General features: G+C 71.3%; 18 protein-coding genes. 5 read left to right on the top strand and 13 right to left on the bottom strand.

Going from position 1 to position 20,061, the window contains the following annotated elements:
* Window positions 1-67: 67 nt before the first annotated feature.
* The gene (locus ACZ56L_RS13515) at window positions 68-1,510 is read left to right on the top strand and encodes a hypothetical protein (RefSeq protein ID WP_471063961.1); all 1,443 of its coding nucleotides are present in this window, start codon (window positions 68-70) and stop codon (window positions 1,508-1,510) included.
* 66 nt (window positions 1,511-1,576) lie between these two features.
* Here ACZ56L_RS13515 and ACZ56L_RS13520 read toward each other — a convergent pair whose 3' ends face one another.
* Both ACZ56L_RS13520 and ACZ56L_RS13525 read right to left on the bottom strand, forming a co-directional pair.
* Window positions 1,577-1,789: an FmdB family zinc ribbon protein gene (locus ACZ56L_RS13520; RefSeq protein ID WP_401757256.1), complete on the bottom strand. Its 213-nt coding sequence runs from the start codon at window positions 1,787-1,789 to the stop codon at window positions 1,577-1,579.
* A gap of 49 nt (window positions 1,790-1,838) precedes the next feature.
* Window positions 1,839-2,498, bottom strand: a complete 660-nt coding sequence (locus ACZ56L_RS13525) for an O-methyltransferase (protein WP_401757255.1) — start codon at window positions 2,496-2,498, stop codon at window positions 1,839-1,841.
* Window positions 2,499-2,575: 77 nt separating this feature from the next.
* On the opposite strand from ACZ56L_RS13525, the gene ACZ56L_RS13530 reads away from it, so the two are divergent.
* Entirely contained in the window at window positions 2,576-3,247 is a 672-nt protein-coding gene (locus tag ACZ56L_RS13530; protein ID WP_468685918.1) for a DedA family protein, read from the top strand.
* On the opposite strand, the gene ACZ56L_RS13535 is transcribed toward ACZ56L_RS13530, so the two are convergent.
* The 3 genes from ACZ56L_RS13535 to ACZ56L_RS13545 form a co-directional block, all read right to left on the bottom strand.
* A complete protein-coding gene (locus tag ACZ56L_RS13535) occupies window positions 3,177-3,962 on the bottom strand; it encodes an HAD family hydrolase (RefSeq protein WP_468686163.1) in 786 nt (261 codons plus the stop codon). The genes ACZ56L_RS13530 and ACZ56L_RS13535 overlap by 71 nt on opposite strands.
* A 77-nt stretch (window positions 3,963-4,039) precedes the next feature.
* Window positions 4,040-6,646: a phosphoribosyltransferase gene (locus tag ACZ56L_RS13540; RefSeq protein ID WP_471063964.1), complete on the bottom strand. Its 2,607-nt coding sequence runs from the start codon at window positions 6,644-6,646 to the stop codon at window positions 4,040-4,042.
* A gap of 16 nt (window positions 6,647-6,662) precedes the next feature.
* Complete coding sequence (locus tag ACZ56L_RS13545; RefSeq protein WP_345223256.1) at window positions 6,663-7,844, bottom strand: HpcH/HpaI aldolase/citrate lyase family protein; 1,182 nt, start codon at window positions 7,842-7,844, stop codon at window positions 6,663-6,665.
* A 188-nt stretch (window positions 7,845-8,032) separates the two neighbouring features.
* On the opposite strand from ACZ56L_RS13545, the gene ACZ56L_RS13550 reads away from it, so the two are divergent.
* Window positions 8,033-8,950 carry a TerD family protein gene (locus tag ACZ56L_RS13550; RefSeq protein ID WP_471063966.1) on the top strand — a complete coding sequence of 306 codons (918 nt, stop codon included), beginning with the start codon at window positions 8,033-8,035 and terminating at the stop codon, window positions 8,948-8,950.
* 89 nt (window positions 8,951-9,039) lie between these two features.
* Here the strand turns inward: ACZ56L_RS13550 and ACZ56L_RS13555 are convergent, their stop codons facing one another.
* The 6 genes from ACZ56L_RS13555 to ACZ56L_RS13580 all read right to left on the bottom strand — a co-directional run bounded on the left by ACZ56L_RS13555 (window position 9,040) and on the right by ACZ56L_RS13580 (window position 13,600).
* On the bottom strand, window positions 9,040-9,795 hold the full coding sequence (locus ACZ56L_RS13555; protein WP_471063968.1) for a TerD family protein: 756 nt from the start codon (window positions 9,793-9,795) through the stop codon (window positions 9,040-9,042).
* Between the two features lie 157 nt (window positions 9,796-9,952).
* Window positions 9,953-11,095, bottom strand: a complete 1,143-nt coding sequence (locus ACZ56L_RS13560; protein ID WP_345223252.1) for a DUF475 domain-containing protein — start codon at window positions 11,093-11,095, stop codon at window positions 9,953-9,955.
* A 48-nt stretch (window positions 11,096-11,143) separates the two neighbouring features.
* Window positions 11,144-11,719 carry a TerD family protein gene (locus tag ACZ56L_RS13565; RefSeq protein WP_345223250.1) on the bottom strand — a complete coding sequence of 192 codons (576 nt, stop codon included), beginning with the start codon at window positions 11,717-11,719 and terminating at the stop codon, window positions 11,144-11,146.
* Window positions 11,720-11,820: 101 nt separating this feature from the next.
* On the bottom strand, window positions 11,821-12,396 hold the full coding sequence (locus ACZ56L_RS13570) for a TerD family protein (protein WP_345223249.1): 576 nt from the start codon (window positions 12,394-12,396) through the stop codon (window positions 11,821-11,823).
* Window positions 12,397-12,581: 185 nt separating this feature from the next.
* The gene (locus tag ACZ56L_RS13575; RefSeq protein WP_345223247.1) at window positions 12,582-13,040 is read right to left on the bottom strand and encodes a peroxiredoxin; all 459 of its coding nucleotides are present in this window, start codon (window positions 13,038-13,040) and stop codon (window positions 12,582-12,584) included.
* Between the two features lie 119 nt (window positions 13,041-13,159).
* The gene (locus tag ACZ56L_RS13580) at window positions 13,160-13,600 is read right to left on the bottom strand and encodes a DUF3052 domain-containing protein (RefSeq protein ID WP_345223246.1); all 441 of its coding nucleotides are present in this window, start codon (window positions 13,598-13,600) and stop codon (window positions 13,160-13,162) included.
* A 585-nt stretch (window positions 13,601-14,185) separates the two neighbouring features.
* Between ACZ56L_RS13580 and aceE the strand changes: the two genes are divergently transcribed.
* Window positions 14,186-16,927: a pyruvate dehydrogenase (acetyl-transferring), homodimeric type gene (gene aceE, locus ACZ56L_RS13585; protein ID WP_345223243.1), complete on the top strand. Its 2,742-nt coding sequence runs from the start codon at window positions 14,186-14,188 to the stop codon at window positions 16,925-16,927.
* Between the two features lie 63 nt (window positions 16,928-16,990).
* A complete protein-coding gene (locus tag ACZ56L_RS13590; RefSeq protein WP_471063971.1) occupies window positions 16,991-17,815 on the top strand; it encodes a potassium channel family protein in 825 nt (274 codons plus the stop codon).
* On the opposite strand, the gene ACZ56L_RS13595 is transcribed toward ACZ56L_RS13590, so the two are convergent.
* Complete coding sequence (locus ACZ56L_RS13595) at window positions 17,796-18,191, bottom strand: peptidase inhibitor family I36 protein (RefSeq protein WP_401757246.1); 396 nt, start codon at window positions 18,189-18,191, stop codon at window positions 17,796-17,798. The genes ACZ56L_RS13590 and ACZ56L_RS13595 overlap by 20 nt on opposite strands.
* Window positions 18,192-18,407: 216 nt before the next feature.
* Window positions 18,408-20,018 carry an MFS transporter gene (locus ACZ56L_RS13600; RefSeq protein WP_471063973.1) on the bottom strand — a complete coding sequence of 537 codons (1,611 nt, stop codon included), beginning with the start codon at window positions 20,016-20,018 and terminating at the stop codon, window positions 18,408-18,410.
* Between the last annotated feature and the right edge of the window lie 43 nt (window positions 20,019-20,061).

Genomic DNA, 20,061 nt, shown 5'->3' on the forward strand with positions numbered 1-20,061 from the left:
CCCGTGTGTTCGTCATTACCTGGTGGGAGAATGAACCAGGCAGGCGGACACGGTACGGGAGAGGCATGTGACGGCGACAGACGCGCAGCCGCAGACGCAGCGAGTACGCCGTCGGGCCCGGACCGGTCCGCAAACCGCGGCCCGCCCCGGTCACGGGGCTGCCGGGACCACGGGGTCCGCGCGGGCCGCAGCGGTGCGTGACGCGGTGGCGCTGGTGCTGCTGCCGGCCGTCCTGCTGCCGCTCGCCGCCGCCTCCTTCGCCGGGGGCGGCACCCGGCGCTGGTTCGGCGGGCGCAGCGAGAGCGCGCGGGCGGACGCGCTGGCCGCCAAGGACGCCGCCGCGGCCGCCTTCTACGAGCTGGACACCGCCCAGCGCGACCTGCGGATCTCCATCGAGACGATCACCGCCGTGGACAGTTCGCCGGGCGCCCGGCGCACCGCCGAGCAGTTCGCCGCGCTCGGGCAGCGCATCGACGAGGCCAGCCACACGTACATCACCGCCGTCGACGCCCACGACCTGGAGCGCGACGACCTCGACGCGGGCGACGCCGCCAGGGCCCGCGCCGAGCTCGGCAGGGCCAAGGACGATCTCGTACGGGTCAAGGGCGAGCTCGACCGCTTCTCGCAGAGCCTCACCCCGCTGCTCGACAAGGCCGAGACGCAGTTGGCGCGGCTGGCCCCGGCCGTGGAGCGCGCCCGGCAGGCCCTGCTCGGCGCGAGCAACGCCCTGGACGCGGTACGGGCCGCCGGCCTGCGCGCCGACGACCTCGCGGCCCGGCTCGCCGCCCTCGCCCCCGAGCTGACCCGGCTCAACCAGGGCGCCGGGCAGCACGGCGTGCCGGAGACCCTGGCGCGGGCCGAGCAGGTGCAGCGGGACGCCGAGGCGGTACGGGCCGAGGCCGCCGCCCTGCCGCAGCGTGCGGCGGAGATCGACCGCCGGCTGGTGTCGCTGCGGACCCGCGCCCAGGCCCTGACGACACGGGCCGGCAAGGTCGATCCCGTACTGAGCGAGCTGCGGCGCAGGTTCACGGCGGCGTGCTGGCAGGACCTCCAGGGGGTTCCGGCGCAGGCGGCGCAGAGCGTGCGGCTCGCGGAGCAGCGGCTCAAGGAGGCTGGGCAGGCCCGGGAGGAGCAGCGCTGGCCGGACGCCACGTCGCTGATCAGCACGGCGCGGGCGCTCCTGAACGACACCGACGAGGCGGTCTCGGCGGCCGGGGACCGGTTGCAGCGGCTGAACGCGGTCGCCAAGGACCCGCAGGCCGAGATCCAGCGCACCCGCTTCGCGATCCGGGACGCGCAGCGGCTGGCGATGGCCGGGCGCAACACGCCCGACCCGCGGCACGCCCGGCCGCTGGACGACGCGGTCGCCCGCCTGGACCGGGCGGTCGCGGACCTGGAGGGCCGCCACCCCGACTACTGGCACTTCCTCACGGAGACGGAGGCGGTCCGCGCGACGGTCACCCGCGTCGTCTCCGCCATCCGCGAGGAGCGCGGCGCGGCAGCGGGCTGAGCCCCCGCCGCGCCCGCGCGTGCGACGGGGTCGCGCTGTCCACCGCCGCACCCGGGGAGCGGGCCGTCAGCCGCAGCAGCCGCCCCCGCAGCAACCGCCACCTCCACCGCCGCCGCCGGCCGGCGCACTGCTGGTGCCGCCGACGGCGACGGCGGACAGGAGCTTGACGGTGTCCGTGTGCCCCTCGGGGCAGGCGGCGGGGTCGGCGGACTCCGCCATCGGACGGTTCAGCTCGAAGGTGGTGTCACAGGGACGGCAGCGGTACTCGTAGCGAGGCATGGCCACAGGGTAAGGGGCCGCCGCCGGCCCCTCGCAGCCCCCGCCGCGCTCACCTCCTGCGTGCCAGCGTCACCCCGTCCGCGATGCCCAGCAGCACGCTCTCCACCCGCCCGTCCTTCCTCACGTGCGCGTTGAACTCCCGGATCGCCGCCGCGTTCCCCTCCGCCCGCGGGTCCACCACGCCCCCGTGGAACAGCACGTTGTCCACCACGATCAGCCCGCCCTCCCGCATCCTGGGCACCAGCTCCTCCCAGTACGCGACGTACTGCGGCTTGTCGGCGTCCAGGTACGCCAGGTCGATGTGCGCGTCCGCCGGCATCGCCCGCAGTGTCTCCAGCGCGTCGCCGAGCCGCAGCTCCACCCGGTCCGCGACCCCGGCCTTCTGCCATGCCCGGCGTCCGTACGCCGTCCACTCCTCCGAGATGTCGCAGGTGATCAGCCGCCCGTCCGCGGGCAGCGCCCGCGCCATCGCCAGCGCCGAGAAGCCGGTGAAGGTGCCGACCTCCACCACGTGCCGCGCCCCCGTGAGACGTACCAGGAAGGCCAGCAGCGGGCCCTGTTCGGCCGCCGACTGCATGCCCGCCGACGCCGGGAAGTGCTCCCAGGTCGTCTCGACCAGCTCCTGCTGCACCGGGTCCAGCGGCGGATTGTTCGCCAGGACGTACTCGTACAACTCGTCGGTGATTTTCGTGGTGTTGCCCTTGGTCATGGACCGCTCCTCCACCTCGTCGCGTACCGCGTCGCATTTCAGTCTGCCTTCAGGGCAGCCGACTTAACGTGGACGACATGGTCGCAAGCGCAGCACCCGCCGCCCCCTCCTGGATCACCGGGCTCATGGACGCCATGGGAGCCCCCGGTGCCGGCCTCGCCATCGCCCTGGAGAACCTCTTCCCGCCGCTGCCCAGCGAGGTGATCCTGCCGATGGCGGGCTTCGCCGCGGGCGCGGGGAAGATGGACCTGTGGGCGGTCCTGGTGTGGACGACGCTCGGGTCGGTCGTCGGGGCCCTCGCGCTGTACGGGATCGGAGCGCTGCTGGGGCGTGACCGCACCGTCGCCCTCGCGGCGAAGGTCCCCCTGCTCAAGGTCGCCGACATCGAGAAGACCGAGGCATGGTTCGCCAAGCACGGGACGAAGGCGGTGTTCTTCGGACGGATGGTCCCCGTCTTCCGCAGTCTCATCTCCCTCCCGGCCGGCGTGGAACGCATGCCGCTGCCCGTCTTCCTCGGGCTCACCACCCTCGGCAGCGCGATCTGGAACGGCCTGTTCGTGATGGCCGGTTACCTGCTCGGCGACAACTGGGAGCAGGTGGCGGGCTACGTCTCGCTGTACTCCAAGGTGGTGCTCGGCGTGGCCGCGGTCGCGGTGATCGCCTTCGTGGTCGTACGGGTCAGGAAGAGCCGGAAGGAGAAGGCCCGCCGGGGATCGGGGCACGAGGAGAAGCAGCCGACGCGGCGGTGAAGCGGCGCAGGATCTCCTCGCCCGCCGCCACGCCCGCCTCCTCCAGGGCCGTGACGTGCGGCGCGCTCCAGCCCTCGTCGGCCAGTTCGCCGTGGCCGGGACGCCAGCCCCGGTCGGCGGCGAGCAGCAGGTCCGCGTCGAGCAGGGAGTCCCCGGCGGCCAGGGTCAGCCGGGCCCCCGAACGGCGGGCCACCTCGCGGACGGCCGCGCTCTTGGTGAGGGGCGCGGGGACGACGTACACCTTCCGGCCCTGGAGGGAGACCGTCCAGCCGCGTTCGACGGCCCAGGCGGCGAGGTCCTTGACCCAGCCGTCGGGCAGCAGGGCGCGCTCCACGACGAGGTAGGCGAACAGGTCCTCGGCGACCCGGTCCTTGAGCAGCCAGGCGGGGTCGGCGGTGCGGGCCAGGTGGGCGCGGACCTCGGCGAGCGGGGCGCACTCGTCGGCGAGGCGGCCGGCGACCTGCCGCTGCCAGTCCGGGTCGGAGACGCCGTCCACGAGCAGGTGCCCGCCGTTGGCGCAGATCGCGAACCGCGGGGTGGGGACGGGCAGCCGGATGCGGTGGTACTGCTCGCGGGTGCGGGTCGTGGTCGGCACGAAGAGCGCGGCCGCGGCGAGTTCCGGGAGCAGCCGGGCCGCCTCCTCGGTGACGTACGACAGCGGCTTGCCCTGGTACACCTCCACGCACAGCAGGCGCGGCGCGCGGGCGTCCGGCATGGACAGGCCGAGGGCGGCGGCGGAGTAGATGAGCGTGCGGTCCAGGTCGCTGGCGACCAGCACCGGTGCGGAACCGGTCACTTGGCGGTCACCGCCGTGCCGTCGGCGCCCGTCGCGCCCCGGGTGTAGCGGGGATGGATCAGGCCCACGCAGGTGTACGGGAGGCCGTCGACCTCCTCCACGGGCACCCCGCGCTGCTCGGCGAGGAGGCGGATGTGCCGGAGGTCGGCCCCGGCGCCGCGCCGGGCGAGGATCTTCCAGGGGACCCGGCGCAGCAGGACCCGGGTGGTCTCGCCGACGCCCGGCTTGACCAGGTTCACGTCGTGGATGCCGTACTCCTCGCTGATCCGCGTGACGGCGGCCCAGCCCTCCCAGGTGGGGGCGCGGTCCTGGCCCTGGAGGACCTTGGCCTCGGCGACGGCGTCCTCGGTGACGTCGGCGAAGCGGGCGGTGACCGCGTCCAGGAAGTCGTTGGACACGTCGGAGCCGGCCAGCTCGCGGTAGAACTTGCCGCCGTGGAAGTCGTTCGGGCCGACCAGGTCGGCGCGCAGGACGGTGCGCGAGATCAGGCCGGACACGGTCGAGTTGAGGCAGGCGGAGGGGATGAGGAAGTCCTCGCGGGTGCCGTAGGTGCGGACGCAGGAACCGGGGTCGGCGAGGACCGCGATCTCCGGGTCGAAACCGCCCGGGCCGCTTTCGAGGCCGGCGGCCGTGTGGAACTCCTCGACGGCGGCGGCGAGTTCGCGGGTGATGGCGCCCTTGCCGGTCCAGCCGTCGACGAAGACGACGTCGGCGGGGTCGTGGTGGGCGGCCAGCCAGCGCAGGGCGTTGGCGTCGATGCCCCGGCCCCGGACGATGGACACGGCGTAGTGCGGCAGGTCCAGGCCGTGCCGGTGCTGCGCCCAGCGGCGCATGAGGACGCCGACGGGAGTGCCCGCGCGGGCCAGCGAGACCAGTACGGGACGCGGGGAGCGCTCGGCGAGCACGGTCTCGGTGACGACGCCGACGGCCCGCGCGATCCGCCCCGCCGACTCCTCCAGCGCGGCCCGGAACAGCTCCTGGTACTCCTCGGTCGGCTGGTACTCGACCGGCAGCGACTCCGCGTAGTGCGCGCCGCCCGCCTGGATGGCCTCCTCGCGCTCCTCGGTGGGGGCCTCCAAGGAGACGTCGGAGAGGTCCCGGAGCAGCCAGCCGACCTCGTCGGGCGCGTAGGAGGAGAAGGCGGGACCACGCAGTGGCTCGGGCAGCACGGAGTTCTCCTGGACGGAGGGACGGGGAACGGTCGCGGAGCACACACCCGCGCCGGGCACGGCGTCGGCCCCGGGCGCGGACGGGACGCCCGGGGGGACGTACGACGGGACGACCGCCAGCAGGACGCGTCCCGCGTGCGGGGCCAGCGTCGCCAACAGCCCGTCGGGGCCGTGGAGTTCGGCGGTGTCGGCCGTCGAGTCGACGACCACGAGCACGGTGTCGAAGCCCGCGCCCGCGACGTTGTAGGCGTAGCGCTCGCCGGGGCCGTCGGCGGGGTCGTCGTGCGCGGGGAAGACCAGCCGGGTGCGGATCGCGTAGCCGGGGTCGTCGACGGCCAGCACCGGGGAGCGGGTGGTGGTGGAGTACCGGACGTCGACGCCCGTCTCCTGGAGCGCCGTGGCGATCCGCAGCGGCGCGTACATCAGCTCCTCGAAGCCCAGGACCAGCACGCGTCCGGGCGCGTCCCCGAGCGCGTCCGCGACCCGTGCCGCCATGCCCGGGAGGGCCGCCTCCAGTGTCCGGCGGTGTCCGGGCGTGAAGCCGTGCCGTCCGCCGTCGGGCAGGCCCGCGGGCCAGCCCAGGTCCACGCGGGCGGCGGGAGCGGCGGGAACGGCGGAACCAGCGCCCCGGTGCCGGCTCCGCTCCCGGGCGCCGCGCGCCTCCTCCTCGGCGACCAGTCGCTGCCCCTTCTCCAGCACGCCGTCCGGCAGCCGGACCGTGCCCGAGGCGCGGGCGACCAGGTCGACCCGGGCGCCGGTCTCCCGCGCGAAGTCCGCCAGGCGGGCCCGGTCCGCCGGGGTGCGCATGTCGACCAGGGCGACGACGACGTACCGCGTACGCGGGTGGCGGGCGTGCAGGTCGCGGATGGTGTTGAGGACGGTGTTGCCGGTGGAGAACTCGTCGTCGACGAGGACCAGGGGCCCGTCCCCGGCGAGCAGTTCCGGATCGGCGGGCAGCAGCAGGTGCGAGGTGGCGTGGGAGTGGGACTCCTCGAAACCGCCCGCCGTGGCGACCCCGGCGACCGGGCGGCGGGTGGAGTGCAGGCAGGGGGCGAGCGCCAGGCCGTCGGCGACCGAGTGGCCGAGGCCGGTGGCGGTCTCCGCGTAGCCGAGGACGACCGCCCGGGCGGCCTCCGCGTCGCCCAGCAGGGCCCGCACCTCGCGGCCCAGGGCCACCCCGGCCCCGTGCACGAGGGACGGCCGCTGCGGTACGTGCTTGCCGAGCACGTTCGAGACGAGCAGGTGCGCTCGCTTGGGGTTGCGCCGCAGGGCGAGCCCGAGGAGGCCGTGCAGCGGCTCGGGGGCGCGCGCACCCACGGAGTCCGGCCCGGTCTCCCGTTCCGGGGAGACCAGTTCCACGCCCAGCCGCTCCGCGACCCACCTGCCCGACCACACCACGTCGTCGTTCCCTCTTCCGCTTCTTCCGCTGCTCACACCGTGCCCCTTACCGTCATTCCTGCCGCCCCGCGAGCCCGGCGAGCCCCGCCGCCAGCAGTTCCACGAAGCCCACGTCCGCCCCCGCCACGCCGAACACCTCGGCCCGCAGCAGGGTCCGCTCCGCCCAGGCGCGGTGCGGCTTCACCTCGTTCATCTTGTTCGTGTAGGCGGAGCGCATGACTCCGCCGCCGTCCCGCTCGGGGCGCAGGATGTCCCGGGCGTCGCCGTACTCCTCGTGGCTGACCACCGAGAGCGCGTGCACCGGCAGGACGTGCGAGGGGTGGATGCAGGTCTTGCCCTGGAGTCCGTTGGCCCGGTCCAGGCCGATCTCGCGCAGCAGCCCGTCGAGGTCGTGGGCGATGAGCGCGGTGCGCAGCTCCTCCGCCCGCCCCTCCAGGAAGGGGCTGCGCCGCAGTTGCGGCTTGAACATCCGCTCCTGGACCTTGAAGTACTCCCACACCGGCCCGGTGATGGTGAAGCCGGTGCCGTCGGAGCGGCCGAGCGCGTTCACCACGTCGCCGATGACGGAGGCCACGATCTGGACGTCGTACGCCGTCATGTCGGGCGCGCGGCGCAGACCGTACGCGGAGCAGAAGTCGGTGACGCCGAGCCGCAGCGCGAGCACCCGGTCGCGGTACTTGTCGACGGTGCGGGCGATACCGGCGAGGGTCTCGGTGCGGGTCTCCAGGTGCAGGAGCTCCGGGGACTCCAGGACGGGCATCGCGAAGAGTCTGCGCCCGCTCGCCGCCTCGGCGTCGGTGAGCGCCTCCAGGAACGGAACCCCGCGTTCCTCGGTGAACTTCGGGAGTACGAATCCGGACAGCAGCCGTACGGCGTCGCCGAGCCGGTGCACCAGGTCCGGCACCTGGGCCGGTTCGCGCACCCGGACGAAGAGCAGCGGGGTCTGCGCGCCGCGCCCGGCGAGGTCGGCGAGCTGGCTCACGAGGTTGGCCTCGGCGGCCTCGACGTCGTCGTCGGCGATCGAATCCTCCAGGCACAGCACCATGGAGACCACGCCGCGCCCGGCCTGCTTGAGGATGTCGTCCGCGAGCCGGGGGCGGGTCGCCGGGCTGTAGAGGGTCGCGCCGAGGGCGGCGGCGAGCAGCGGCGCCGGGGAGTCCGCGTCGAAGCGGACGGGCTCCCGGTGGAAGAGTTCAGCCCGTACCGCAGCAGGGATATGCCCGAAATGACGCATGTGAGTACCCCCGAGCTGGCGTGTGGATCGTCGGACATGTGGCCGGTAATAGTACGTAGGGGCGGGTGACCGTGGTTCCCCCCTTGTGTGAACTCCAGGTAACCCGCAGGTCGCGGCCCAACCCCCGACCGTACGGGAACGGCCCCCCACGTTGTCCGCACCGGCCGCGGCGAGGCAGGATGACCGGCATGACGCACGCCATGCTGAAGGGCGCGAACGTACCTCTCGACGCCACGGCCGTGAGGGCCGTGCTCCGGTGGACCCCCGGGCCCGGCATCCCCAACGTGGACGCCTCGGCCCTGGTGGTGGGCGCCGACGGGCGTGTGCGCAGCGACGAGGACTTCGTCTTCTACAACTACGTACGCCACCCCTCGGGCTTCGTGCGCAAGCTGCCGATGAAGCGGGTGCCCGAGGGCTCGACCGACACGATCGTCGCGGACCTCACCTCCCTGGACCGCACGGTCGACCGGGTGGTGATCGCCGCCTCGCTGGACCTGGAGGCCTTCGAGGGCGCCACCTTCGCGCACGTGCGCGACCTGCGGATCCTGCTGTACGACGCGGCCGCGGCCGGCGCCGAGCCGCTCGCGATGTTCGACGTGAAGCCGGAGACCGGCGAGGAGACCGCCGTGATCTGCGGGGAGGTCTACCGGCGCGGGGAGGGCTGGAAGTTCCGCGCGGTGGGCCAGGGCTACCCGACCGGGCTGGTGGGCCTGGCCACCCAGTTCGGCGTCTCGGTCGACGAGAGCGAGGCCCCCGACGCGCCCCCGGCCGCGGCGGCCGGCCCGGCGGCGGCGTCCGGCCCTCCGGCCCCCGCCTCCCCCGCGAGCGCGCCCCCGCCCCCGGTGCCCGCCCAGGAGCCCGCCACCCAGGCCGTGCCGCCGACCGCGGCCCCCGGCCGGCCGTACCCGCAGCCGCCCGCGCAGCCCGCCTACGGCTACCCGCACGCGGCCCCTCCCCCGCCGCAGAGCCGGCCCGCGTACGGCTACCCGCAGCCCGCGTCGAACCAGCCCGCCTACGGCTACCCGCAGCCCGCGGCCGCCGCCGCCCACGCCCCCGACCCGAACTTCCGGCTGCCGCCGATGGGGCCGCAGTTCATCCGGGGCTGACCGCTCCCGAGGCGCGTGCGGGCCGCCCGGCCGCGACATCCGGTTCGCGGGCCGGGCGGCGCCGACGCCGCGCGGTGCCGCGGAAGGCCTCAGGCCTTGGTCTTGTACCCGCGGCCCCACTGGAGGCCCCAGCCGTACAGGCGGTCCAGCTCGGCCTGGAATCCGTAGACGAACTTCACCTCGCGGCGGACCGTCAGCCCCTCCTTGCCGTTCTCGATGGTGAAAACGGCGCAGGAACGTGCCTGCGGGGCGCGCTCGTCGAGGGCGATCTCGATCCGGGGGCCGTTGCTGGGGTAGAGCGTGACGACGGCGTGGGTGCGGTCGAAGGCGGGGGTCTGGTCGTAGATGTAGACGAAGACCAGCAGCCGCTTGATCTCCTCGCGGTGGTCGAGGTTGATGAAGACCGTCTCACCGGAGGGCGCGCCGAACCGGTCGTCGCCGCTGAGCTTGACGTACGGCGGCTCGTTCATGTCGCCGAAGAAGCCGCCGAGGGGCTGTACGACGCCCTTGCTGCCGTCCTTGAGCTCGTAGAGGCAGCCGAGGTCCAGGTCGACGTTGACGACGCCCTGGGTGTGCGCCTGGACGGCCTCGGGCTGGAAGAACTTCAGCGGGCGGCTCAGGAAGTTCCCGTCGTGCCGCTGCCGGCCGCCGATGTCGGAGGTGCGCATCCGCCAGGAGAGGTTGACGCGCAGGCTGCCGGTGTCGGCGCCCTGTTTGCCGAGCGAGACCGTGGGATGCCGTTTGGTCAGCTCGATGGAGTTGGTCGAGGCGCTGCCGGAGTCGAACCGCGCCGAACTCCCCCGCCAGCCGCCGAGGCTGTCACGAATCCTGTCCCAGAAGGCCATCGGCCCCCACCCCCACCTCTGTCGCTCCCCGCCCCTGCCGGACACGCCCAACGGGGCGGCCACGGGGGCGGTGTCGCCCTGCGGCCGCCCCGTTGGGAGCGTTCCTCAATCTTCTCCGGGTCACACCCGCGAGCGGGCCGGAACCGGGGGTCCTGAATCAGACCCCGGAGACTTCCTTCTTCAGATTCGCTCCGCCCGCCGCTTCCTCGGCCGCGATCCGCTTGTTGCGGCGGACCGAGGAGATGAAGGACCAGGCGATCAGGATGACGCCCACGGAGCCGGTGATGACCTCGTGGATCTCGTACTGGATCGTGACGAGCAGGATCACGGCGAGGGCGCCGATCGCGTAGTGCGCGCCGTGCTCCAGGTAGACGTAGTCGTCCAGGGTGCCCTGGCGGACCAGGTAGACCGTCAGCGAACGTACGTACATCGCGCCGATGCCCAGGCCCAGCGCCATCAGGACGATGTCGTTGGTGACGGCGAAGGCGCCGATGACGCCGTCGAAGGAGAACGACGCGTCCAGGACCTCCAGGTAGAGGAACATGAAGAACGCGGCCTTGCCCGCCAGGGCCATGCCGGTGTTCTTCCTGCCGGTGCGCTTCGCCTCTTCCTCGGCCTCGTGCTCGCGCTCCTCCTCCTCTTCGAGCTTGTTCTCGAAGTGCCCGGAGAGACCGCCGACGATCAGGTAGGTGATCAGACCGGCGATGCCCGAGATCAGTACGGTCTCGGCCTTGTTGACGTGCGTGCCGCCGTGCTGGTGGGCGTTGACCGCGAAGGTCATCGACGTGATCAGCAGGACGATCAGCGCGATGCAGACCGACAGCATGTCGACCTTGCCGAGCTTCGCGAGCGGACGCTCCAGCCAGGCGAGCCACTTGATGTCCCGGTCCTCGAAGATGAAGTCCAGGAAGATCATCAGCAGGAACATGCCACCGAAGGCGGCGATCGACGGGTGGGCGTCGGTCACCAGCTGCTTGTACATGTCCTTGTCGGTCATCGCCAGATCGACGGCCTCGATGGGCCCGATCTTGGCGCTGATGGCCACGATGACGACAGGGAAGACCAGGCGCATGCCGAACACGGCGATCAGGATGCCGATGGTGAGGAAGATCTTCTGCCAGAAGGCATTCATCTTCTTCAGGATCCCGGCGTTGACCACCGCGTTGTCGAAGGACAGCGAGATCTCCAGGATGGACAGGATCGCCACGATTCCGAAGCCGGTCCACCCCCCGTAGAGAACCGCCGCGACCAGGCCGAGCGCGGTCACCGCGAACGACCAGCCGAAGGTTTTCAGAACCACTGGCTACCCCATCATTGAGTAGTGCTCTCCCCCGCTGGGAGCGGGGCTTTACGAAACGTTGACCCCGAAGTCTAGAGCGATGCCCCGCAGTCCGGACGCGTACCCCTGCCCAACGGCACGGAACTTCCACTCTCCGCCGTACCGGTAGACCTCACCGAAGATCATCGCGGTCTCGCTGGAGGCGTCCTCGCTGAGGTCGTAGCGGGCCAGTTCCTGGCCGTCCGCCTGGTTCACCACGCGGATGAAGGCGTTGCTGACCTGGCCGAAGGTCTGGCCGCGGTTGTCGGCGTCGTGGATCGAGACCGGAAAGACGATCTTGTCGACGCTCATCGGGACCTGGGAGAGGTCGATGATCAGCGACTCGTCGTCGCCGTCGCCCTCGCCGGTGAGGTTGTCGCCGGTGTGCTCGACGGAGCCCTCGGGGCTGGTCAGGTTGTTGTAGAAGACGAAGTACTCGTCGCCGAGCACCCGGCCGTCCCGGCACAGCAGTGCGCTGGCGTCCAGGTCGAAGTCGGCCCCGGTGGTGGAACGTGCGTCCCAGCCGAGCCCGACCAGCACCTTGGTGAGGTTCGGAGCGGCTTTGGAGAGGGAGACATTGCCTCCCTTGGCGAGCGTGACGCCCATGATCTTTTCTTCCTCCCCGCGGTAACGGAACTACGGCCCTGCGCGTCCGGCGCCGCACTGGAGAAGTACGGCGCCGGACGACGGGAGTGCTGCTGCTCGGCTCAGACGTTGACGCCGAAGTCCTGCGCGATGCCGCGCAGGCCCGAGGCGTAACCCTGGCCGATGGCGCGGAACTTCCACTCGGCGCCGTTGCGGTAGAGCTCGCCGAAGACCATGGCCGTCTCGGTCGAGGCGTCCTCGCTGAGGTCGTAGCGCGCCAGCTCGGTGTTGTCGGCCTGGTTCACGACGCGGATGTACGCGTTGCGGACCTGGCCGAAGCTCTGCTGGCGGGACTCGGCCTCGTAGATCGAGACCGGGAAGACGATCTTGGCGACGTCGGCCGGGACACCGGCCAGGTTCACCTTGATGACCTCGTCGTCGCCCTCGCCCTCACCGGTGAGGTTGTCACCGGTGTGCTCGACGGAGCCGTCGGGGCTCTTCAGGTTGTTGAAGAAGACGAAGTTCGAGTCGTTGGTGACCTTGCCGGCGTCGTTCGTCAGCAGCGCGCTGGCGTCGAGGTCGAAGTCACCGCCGGTGGTGGTGCGCGCGTCCCAGCCCAGACCGACGATGACCGCGGTCAGGTTCGGGGCGGCCTTGGTCAGCGAGACGTTTCCGCCCTTGCTGAGGCTGACTCCCACGAGTCCTCCAAAGTGTGTCGAGGGGCTCAGGAGAGGCCCTGCCCCCGTAGTGCTTGGCATACGGATCAACGTGCTGATCCTAGTGACCGGTTCCCGTCACGGCAGGACTTAAGTCCCGAATTCCTGTGGTCCCGGAGATTGCCGGAACCCGGAAATCCGTCCGGGACCCCAGGCTGTCGCGCGGATCAGAGCGTGTCGAGGGCCTTGACGTACTCGTTCAGGTCACGAGCGTCGGGGAGGCCGTTGACGACGGTCCAGCGGACCGTGCCCTCCTTGTCGATGATGAAGGTGCCGCGCACCGCGCAGCCCTTCTCCTCGTCGAAGACGCCGTAGGCGCGCGAGACGTTGCCGTGCGGCCAGAAGTCGGACAGCAGCGGATACTCCAGACCCTCCTGGTCGGCGAAGACGCGCAGGGTGTGGATGGAGTCGTTGGAGACCGCCAGGAGCTGCACGTCGTCGTTCTGGAAGGCCGGCAGCTCGTCGCGCAGGGCGCACAGCTCGCCGGTGCACACGCCGGTGAAGGCGAAGGGGTAGAAGAGCAGCACGACGTTCTTCCGGCCCCGGAAGTCGGACAGCCGCACGGTGCGGCCGTGGTTGTCCTTGAGCGTGAAGTCGGGGGCCTGCACGCCCGTCTCGATCGCCATGGGGATGCGCTGCCTTTCGTTGGGCCGATGCGGTGAAGCTGCCGCCAGCGTACGCAAAGGACCCCCGCCGACCTGCGTCGACGGGGGTCCTTCGGTGCTGCCTGAGGTGTTTCCGGCCGTTACCGCTTGCCGGACTTCGCCGCCTTCGGCGAGACCAGACGGCTGCCCGTCCAGTCCTTGCCCGCGTTGACGCTCTTGGTCTGGGAAAGACCGGCGGTCTGTGCGGCTTCGTTGATGTCGCTCGGTTCGACATAGCCGTCACGGCCGGTCTTCGGAGTCATCAGCCAGACGGTGCCACCGTCGTCGACGAGCTGCGTGGCGTCCACCAACGCGTCCGTCAGGTCGCCGTCCTCGTCCCTGAACCACAGGACGACGGCGTCAGCCACGTCGTCGTAGTCCTCGTCGACGAGTTCGCCGCCGATGATCTCCTCGATGGCTTCGCGGAGCTCCTGATCGACATCGTCGTCGAAGCCGATCTCCTGGACCACCTGCTCGGGCTGGAAACCCAGCCTCGCGGCAGGGTTGGTCCGCTCCTCCGCGTGGTCCGCGGTCGCGCTCACGGATTGCCTCCTGATCTTTTTTCGGGAAGTGCTTTTTCAGCGATGCGTTCGGTGCCGCGCGCGTGCGCGGCATTGGCCGTAGTCCACACGGGCGGGACCGATCGCGCAAGTACCCGGCCGTCCGGACCGCCGAAACGGTGACGGATGGGACGGCCCCGCCGCAACTCCTGACGGCTCCGCGGGCCCGTGCAGTGATTCATCCCACACCATAAGGAACGCTTTGGCACATTCTGCGGCTTCGGCGCCTCCGACGGGGGTGAACGCTCTCCGGGAACGCGTGATCGCGGTGCGCGTAAGGTTGCGAATCGACCGACGCCGCGGACGGGCCCCGGCCGGACGGTCGGTCCACGCCCTCCGGAACCCCCGGTTACCAATCGGTAGAGATGACGTTTACGTCCCCTGGGTACACGATGGTTGCGGCGCGACGCCCCCGTTGACAGGACACACAGCACAGTCAGTGCACCCAGCACCGCCAGTGCGCCCAGCACAGTCGGTGCACCCAGCACAGTCAGTGCACCCGCACAGTCAGCGCAGACTTCGCGCGTTGTGCGCACCAGGTCTTTTCCCTACCAGTGAAGGAACAGCGTGGCTTCCGGAACCGATCGCAACCCGATCATCATTGGTGGCCTGCCGAGCCAGGTCCCGGATTTCGATCCCGAGGAGACCCGGGAATGGCTCGACTCGCTTGACGCGGCCGTCGACGAGCGGGGCCGCGAGCGCGCCCGCTACCTGATGCTCCGCCTGATCGAACGCGCCCGTGAGAAGCGCGTGGCCGTGCCCGAGATGCGCAGCACGGACTACGTGAACACGATCGCCACCAAGGACGAGCCGTTCTTCCCCGGCGACGAGGAGATCGAGCGCAAGGTCCTCAACGCGACCCGCTGGAACGCGGCCGTGATGGTCTCCCGGGCGCAGCGCCCGGGCATCGGGGTCGGCGGCCACATCGCCACCTTCGCGTCCTCCGCCTCGCTGTACGACGTGGGCTTCAACCACTTCTTCCGGGGCAAGGACGAGGGCGACGGCGGCGACCAGATCTTCTTCCAGGGGCACGCGTCCCCCGGCATCTACGCCCGCGCGTACCTCCTGGACCGGCTGACCGAGACGCAGCTCGACGCGTTCCGCCAGGAGAAGTCGAAGTTCCCGAACGGCCTGTCCTCGTACCCCCATCCGCGGCTGATGCCGGACTTCTGGGAGTTCCCGACCGTCTCGATGGGCCTGGGCCCGCTGGGCGCGATCTACCAGGCCCGGATGAACCGGTACATGGAGGCGCGCGGCATCGCCGACACCTCGAAGTCCCACGTCTGGGCCTACCTGGGCGACGGCGAGATGGACGAGCCCGAGTCGCTGGGCCAGTTGTCCATCGCCGCCCGCGAGGGCCTGGACAACCTGACCTTCGTCGTCAACTGCAACCTCCAGCGCCTCGACGGCCCGGTGCGCGGCAACGGCAAGGTCATCCAGGAGCTGGAGTCGCAGTTCCGGGGCGCCGGCTGGAACGTCATCAAGCTGGTCTGGGACCGTTCCTGGGACCCGCTGCTGGCGCAGGACCGCACCGGCATCCTGGTCAACAAGCTCAACACGACCCCGGACGGCCAGTTCCAGACGTACGCCACCGAGACCGGCGCGTACATCCGCGAGCACTTCTTCGGCGACGACCAGCGGCTGCGCGACATGGTCAAGGACATGTCGGACGAGCAGATCCTGCACCTGGGACGCGGCGGCCACGACCACAAGAAGGTCTACGCGGCCTACGCGGCGGCCAAGGCGCACAAGGGCCAGCCGACGGTGATCCTCGCGCAGACGGTCAAGGGCTGGACGCTCGGCCCGAACTTCGAGGGCCGCAACGCGACCCACCAGATGAAGAAGCTGACCGCCGAGGACCTCAAGCGCTTCCGCGACCGGCTGCACATCCCGATCGCGGACAAGGACCTGGAGAGCGGCGCGCCGCCGTACTACCACCCGGGCCGCGACTCCGAAGAGATCCAGTACATGCACGACCGCCGCAAGAGCCTCGGCGGTTACGTGCCCTCGCGCGTGGTGCGGGCCAAGGCGCTCCCGCTGCCCGAGGACAAGACGTACGCGGCTGCGAAGAAGGGTTCCGGCTCGCAGTCGATCGCCACGACCATGGCGTTCGTCCGGGTGCTCAAGGACCTCATGCGGGACAAGGAGATCGGCAAGCGGTTCGTGCTGATCGCGCCCGACGAGTACCGCACCTTCGGCATGGACGCGTTCTTCCCGAGTGCGAAGATCTACAACCCGCTCGGCCAGCAGTACGAGTCGGTGGACCGGGAGCTGCTGCTCGCGTACAAGGAGTCGCCGACCGGCCAGATGCTGCACGACGGCATCTCCGAGGCGGGCTGCACGGCCTCGCTGATCGCCGCGGGCTCGGCGTACGCCACGCACGGCGAGCCGCTGATCCCGGTGTACGTCTTCTACTCGATGTTCGGTTTCCAGCGCACCGGTGACCAGTTCTGGCAGATGGCCGACCAGCTCGCGCGCGGTTTCGTACTGGGTGCGACCGCCGGTCGTACGACCCTGACCGGTGAGGGCCTCCAGCACGCGGACGGCCACTCGCAGCTCCTGGCCTCGACCAACCCGGGCTGCGTGTCGTACGACCCGGCCTTCGGGTACGAGATCGCGCACATCGTGCAGGACGGCCTGAGGCGGATGTACGGCGGGACGCCCGAGGAGAACGAGGACGTCTTCTACTACCTGACCGTCTACAACGAGCCGATCCAGCACCCGGCCGAGCCCGAGAACGTGGACGCCGACGGCATCCTCAAGGGCATCTACCGCTTCAAGTCCGGCACCAAGGGCTCCCTTCCGGCGCAGATCATGGCGTCCGGCGTGGCGGTTCCGTGGGCGGTCGAGGCGCAGCAGATCCTCGCCGACGAGTGGGACGTCAAGGCCGACGTCTGGTCCGCGACGAGCTGGAACGAGCTGCGGCGCGAGGCCGTGGAGTGCGAGGAGCACAACCTCCTGCACCCCGAGGAAGAGGTGCGCGTGCCCTATGTGACGCGCAAGCTCGAAGACGCCGAGGGACCGTTCGTGGCGGTCTCCGACTGGATGCGTTCGGTTCCGGACCAGATCTCGCGCTGGGTGCCGGGTCCGTACACCTCGCTCGGCGCGGACGGCTTCGGCTTCGCCGACACCCGGGGCGCGGCCCGTCGCTACTTCCACATCGACGCGCAGTCGATCGTCCTGGCGACGCTCTCCGAGCTCGCCAAGCAGGGCAAGGTCGACCGCTCGGCGCTGAAGCAGGCGGTGGACCGCTACCGGCTGCTCGACGTGACGGCGGCCGACCCGGGCGCCGCGGGCGGCGACGCGTAGCGCCCCGGACGCGGTGAAGGCGGTGGGAGCCCTCGGGTTCCCACCGCCTTCGCGCGTCCTACGATGCCGGGCATGAAGCAACAGACCGCCCAGGTCCGGTGGGAGCGGCGCACCCAGACGCCGCTGCTGGGCCTGGCGCTCGCGTTCGCCCTCGCGTACGCCGTCCCGATCGTCGCCCCGGACGCCCCGCGCGGGGTGCTGCGGGCGTGCACCTGGGCGGAATGGACGGTGTGGGCCGCGTTCGCGCTGGACTACCTGGTGCGGCTGGCGCTCGCCCCCGCGAAGTGGCTCTTCGTGCGCAGCCATCCGCTGGACCTGCTCGCGGTGCTGCTGCCGCTGGCGCGGCCGCTCACCCTGCTGCGGCTGGTCTCGACGCTGCTGCTGGTGGGGCGGCGGGCGCGGATGGCCCCGCAGGTGACGCTGACCGCGTACGTGGGCGGGTCGGTGGTGGGGCTCCTGATGTTCGGCTCGCTGGCCGTCCTGGAGGTCGAGCGGGACGCGCCGGGCGGGAACATCAAGACGCTGGGTGACGCCGTGTGGTGGTCCTTCACCACGATGACCACGGTCGGCTACGGGGACCACTCCCCCACCACCGGCCTCGGCCGGGTGCTGGCGGTGGGCCTGATGCTGTCGGGGATCGCGCTGCTCGGTGTGGTGACGGCGAACATCGCGGCCTGGTTCATCTCCCGCTTCGAGCGGGACGACGCCGAGGAGCGCCGGCAGACGGCGCTCCTCGAAGCGCTCTCGCTGGAGATCAAGGAGCTGCGGGCGGAGGTGCGGCGGCTGGGCGCCGAGCGGCCCGCGGCCGCCGAGGGCCCCGAGGCCACCGAGGCCCCAGAGGTCCCCGAGATCCCCGCCCGGAGCGGCGTCAGCTCTCCCAGATCTTGAACGCCCTCACCCGGTAGGGCGATTGCGGCACCCAGCTCCCCTTCCCGGGGTACGTGTCGAACTCGCCGGTCTCGGCGCACTCCGCCGACTGGTACGTGGTGACGGGGCGGCCGGTGCGGTTGGCGACGGCCTGCGCACCGGTGCCCGGGGGCAGCGCGACGCAGCTCTCGACGTCGGTGCCGGACAGCTCGTGGGCGTACCGCTTGCCCTGGAAGTCGGGCTTCTGCCAGAGGCAGAGCTCCCCGGCGGCGCAACTGCCGAGCTGGACGCCGGCGGGGGCGGACCGGGCCGTCGCCGGGAACAGGGCGGTGGCCGCGAGCGCGGCGGCGGCCAGGGTGGTGGCGGCGGCGAGTGGTGCGGTGGCGAACAGCTTCATGAGGATCCCCCCGGATGGCGTACGGTCATGGCTTCCCGTACGGTCCGAGCCTGTCTGCCCGGACCGTGTGCCAGCACTGTGACCTGCGGAAACAGCGGTACGGAAGGGGCGGGACGGCGGATCACCCGGATAGGCGGCAGCCCCGCCGGAACCCTTCCGGCGGGGCTGTGCGGGCGCGGGATTGACGCGTCCGGAGGGCAGGGCGGGGGCCGCCGCTCAGATGTGGACGCCGCCGCCTGCCGCGTCCGCGTTCGCACCGCGCTTGGTGAGGAAGGCGACCAGGGCCGCGACGGCGGCGACGCCGCCCGCGATGGTGAAGGCGAAGCCCATGCCCGACACGAACGTGTCGTGGATGACGGAGGTGACGGCCTTGAACCCCTCCGGCGTCATGCCCGGGGCCTTGGCCGCCTCGGCGGGCACCATGCCGAACTCGGCGGCCTGCTCCAGGCCCGGCGGGGGCGTGCCCGGCAGTCCGGCGTCCTTCCAGTTGCCCGCGAACTCGGCGTTGACCCGCGAGGACATCACCGCGCCGAGCACGGCCGTGCCCAGTGCGCCGCCGACCTGCATGCCGGCCTGCTGGAGGCCGCCCGCGACGCCGGAGAGCTCCAGCGGGGCGTTGCCGACGATGACCTCGGTCGCGCCGACCATGACCGGCGCGAGGCCGAGGCCCAGCAGCCCGAACCACAGCGACATGGTCAGCGTGCCGGTGCCGATGTCGAGCTGGGACATGCCGAACATGGCGGTCGCGGTGCACACCATGCCGCCGACCAGCGGGACGCGCGGGCCGAACTTGGTGATGAGGGCGCCCGCCAGGGGCGAGGCGACGATCATCATGCCGGTCAGCGGCAGCAGGTGCAGCCCGCTGTCGACGGGGCTCAGCCCGTGCACGCCCTGGAGGTAGAAGGTCACGAAGAAGAGGCCGCCCATGAAGGCGAACGCCATCAGCACCATGAGCACCACACCGGCCGACAGCGGCACGGAGCGGAACATGGCCAGCGGAATCAGCGGTTCCTTGGCCTTGGTCTCCCAGAGGGCGAAGACGGCGAACAGGACGACGGAACCGCCCACGCACAGCCAGGTGTTGGCGCCGCCCCAGCCCCAGGACTCACCGGCCTTGATCAGGCCGTAGACGAGGGAGCCCATGGCGCCCGAGAGCAGCACGATGCCCGGGATGTCGAAGGAGCGCGGCGCGTTCTGGGCGCGGTGGTCGCGCAGCACGAGCAGGCCGAAGGCGAGGGCCAGCACGCCGACGGGCACGTTGATGAAGAACACCGACTGCCAGGAGACGTGCTCGACGAGCAGTCCGCCGACGATCGGGCCGCCGGCGGTGGACGCGCCGATGACCATGCCCCAGATGCCGATCGCCATGTTCAGCTTCTCGGCGGGGAAGGTGGCGCGCAGCAGGCCGAGCGCGGCGGGCATGAGCAGCGCGCCGAACAGGCCCTGGAGCACGCGGAAGCCGATGACCAGGCCGATCTCCGTGGAGAAGCCGATCGCGGCGGAGGACGCGGCGAAGCCCGCGATGCCTATGAGGAAGGTCTGGCGGTGGCCGAAGCGGTCGCCGAGCTTGCCCGCGGTGATCAGGGCGACCGCGAGGGCGAGCAGATAGCCGTTGGTGATCCACTGGACGTCGGCGAGGGACGCCTTGAGGTCGTGCTGGATGGCCGGGTTGGCGATCGCGACGATCGTGCCGTCCAGGGCGACCATCATCACGCCGATCGCCACGGCGAAGAGCGTCAGCCACGGGTGGCCGCGAAGCCCCTTGGCCTGTCGGGGTACGGGATCGGGGCCCGGCGGCACCTTGTCGAGCGTGATCTGTGCAGTCATGTTTCCAGGCTAGTGACAGCCACTGACAGTTGACGAACCAATT

This window comes from Streptomyces sp. NPDC039736 (assembly GCF_055596485.1).

Excerpts from the sequence above, each read along its gene's own strand:
- ACZ56L_RS13520 (WP_401757256.1), bottom strand. The coding sequence starts at position 1,789 with ATGCCTCGCTACGAGTACCGCTGCCGTCCCTGTGACACCACCTTCGAG.
- ACZ56L_RS13525 (WP_401757255.1), bottom strand. The coding sequence starts at position 2,498 with ATGACCAAGGGCAACACCACGAAAATCACCGACGAGTTGTACGAGTAC.
- ACZ56L_RS13530 (WP_468685918.1), top strand. The coding sequence starts at position 2,576 with ATGGTCGCAAGCGCAGCACCCGCCGCCCCCTCCTGGATCACCGGGCTC.
- ACZ56L_RS13535 (WP_468686163.1), bottom strand. The coding sequence starts at position 3,962 with ATGCCGGACGCCCGCGCGCCGCGCCTGCTGTGCGTGGAGGTGTACCAG.
- ACZ56L_RS13545 (WP_345223256.1), bottom strand. The coding sequence starts at position 7,844 with ATGCGTCATTTCGGGCATATCCCTGCTGCGGTACGGGCTGAACTCTTC.
- ACZ56L_RS13550 (WP_471063966.1), top strand. The coding sequence starts at position 8,033 with ATGACGCACGCCATGCTGAAGGGCGCGAACGTACCTCTCGACGCCACG.
- ACZ56L_RS13555 (WP_471063968.1), bottom strand. The coding sequence starts at position 9,795 with ATGGCCTTCTGGGACAGGATTCGTGACAGCCTCGGCGGCTGGCGGGGG.
- ACZ56L_RS13565 (WP_345223250.1), bottom strand. The coding sequence starts at position 11,719 with ATGGGCGTCACGCTCGCCAAGGGAGGCAATGTCTCCCTCTCCAAAGCC.
- ACZ56L_RS13575 (WP_345223247.1), bottom strand. The coding sequence starts at position 13,040 with ATGGCGATCGAGACGGGCGTGCAGGCCCCCGACTTCACGCTCAAGGAC.
- ACZ56L_RS13590 (WP_471063971.1), top strand. The coding sequence starts at position 16,991 with ATGCCGGGCATGAAGCAACAGACCGCCCAGGTCCGGTGGGAGCGGCGC.
- ACZ56L_RS13595 (WP_401757246.1), bottom strand. The coding sequence starts at position 18,191 with ATGAAGCTGTTCGCCACCGCACCACTCGCCGCCGCCACCACCCTGGCC.
- ACZ56L_RS13600 (WP_471063973.1), bottom strand. The coding sequence starts at position 20,018 with ATGACTGCACAGATCACGCTCGACAAGGTGCCGCCGGGCCCCGATCCC.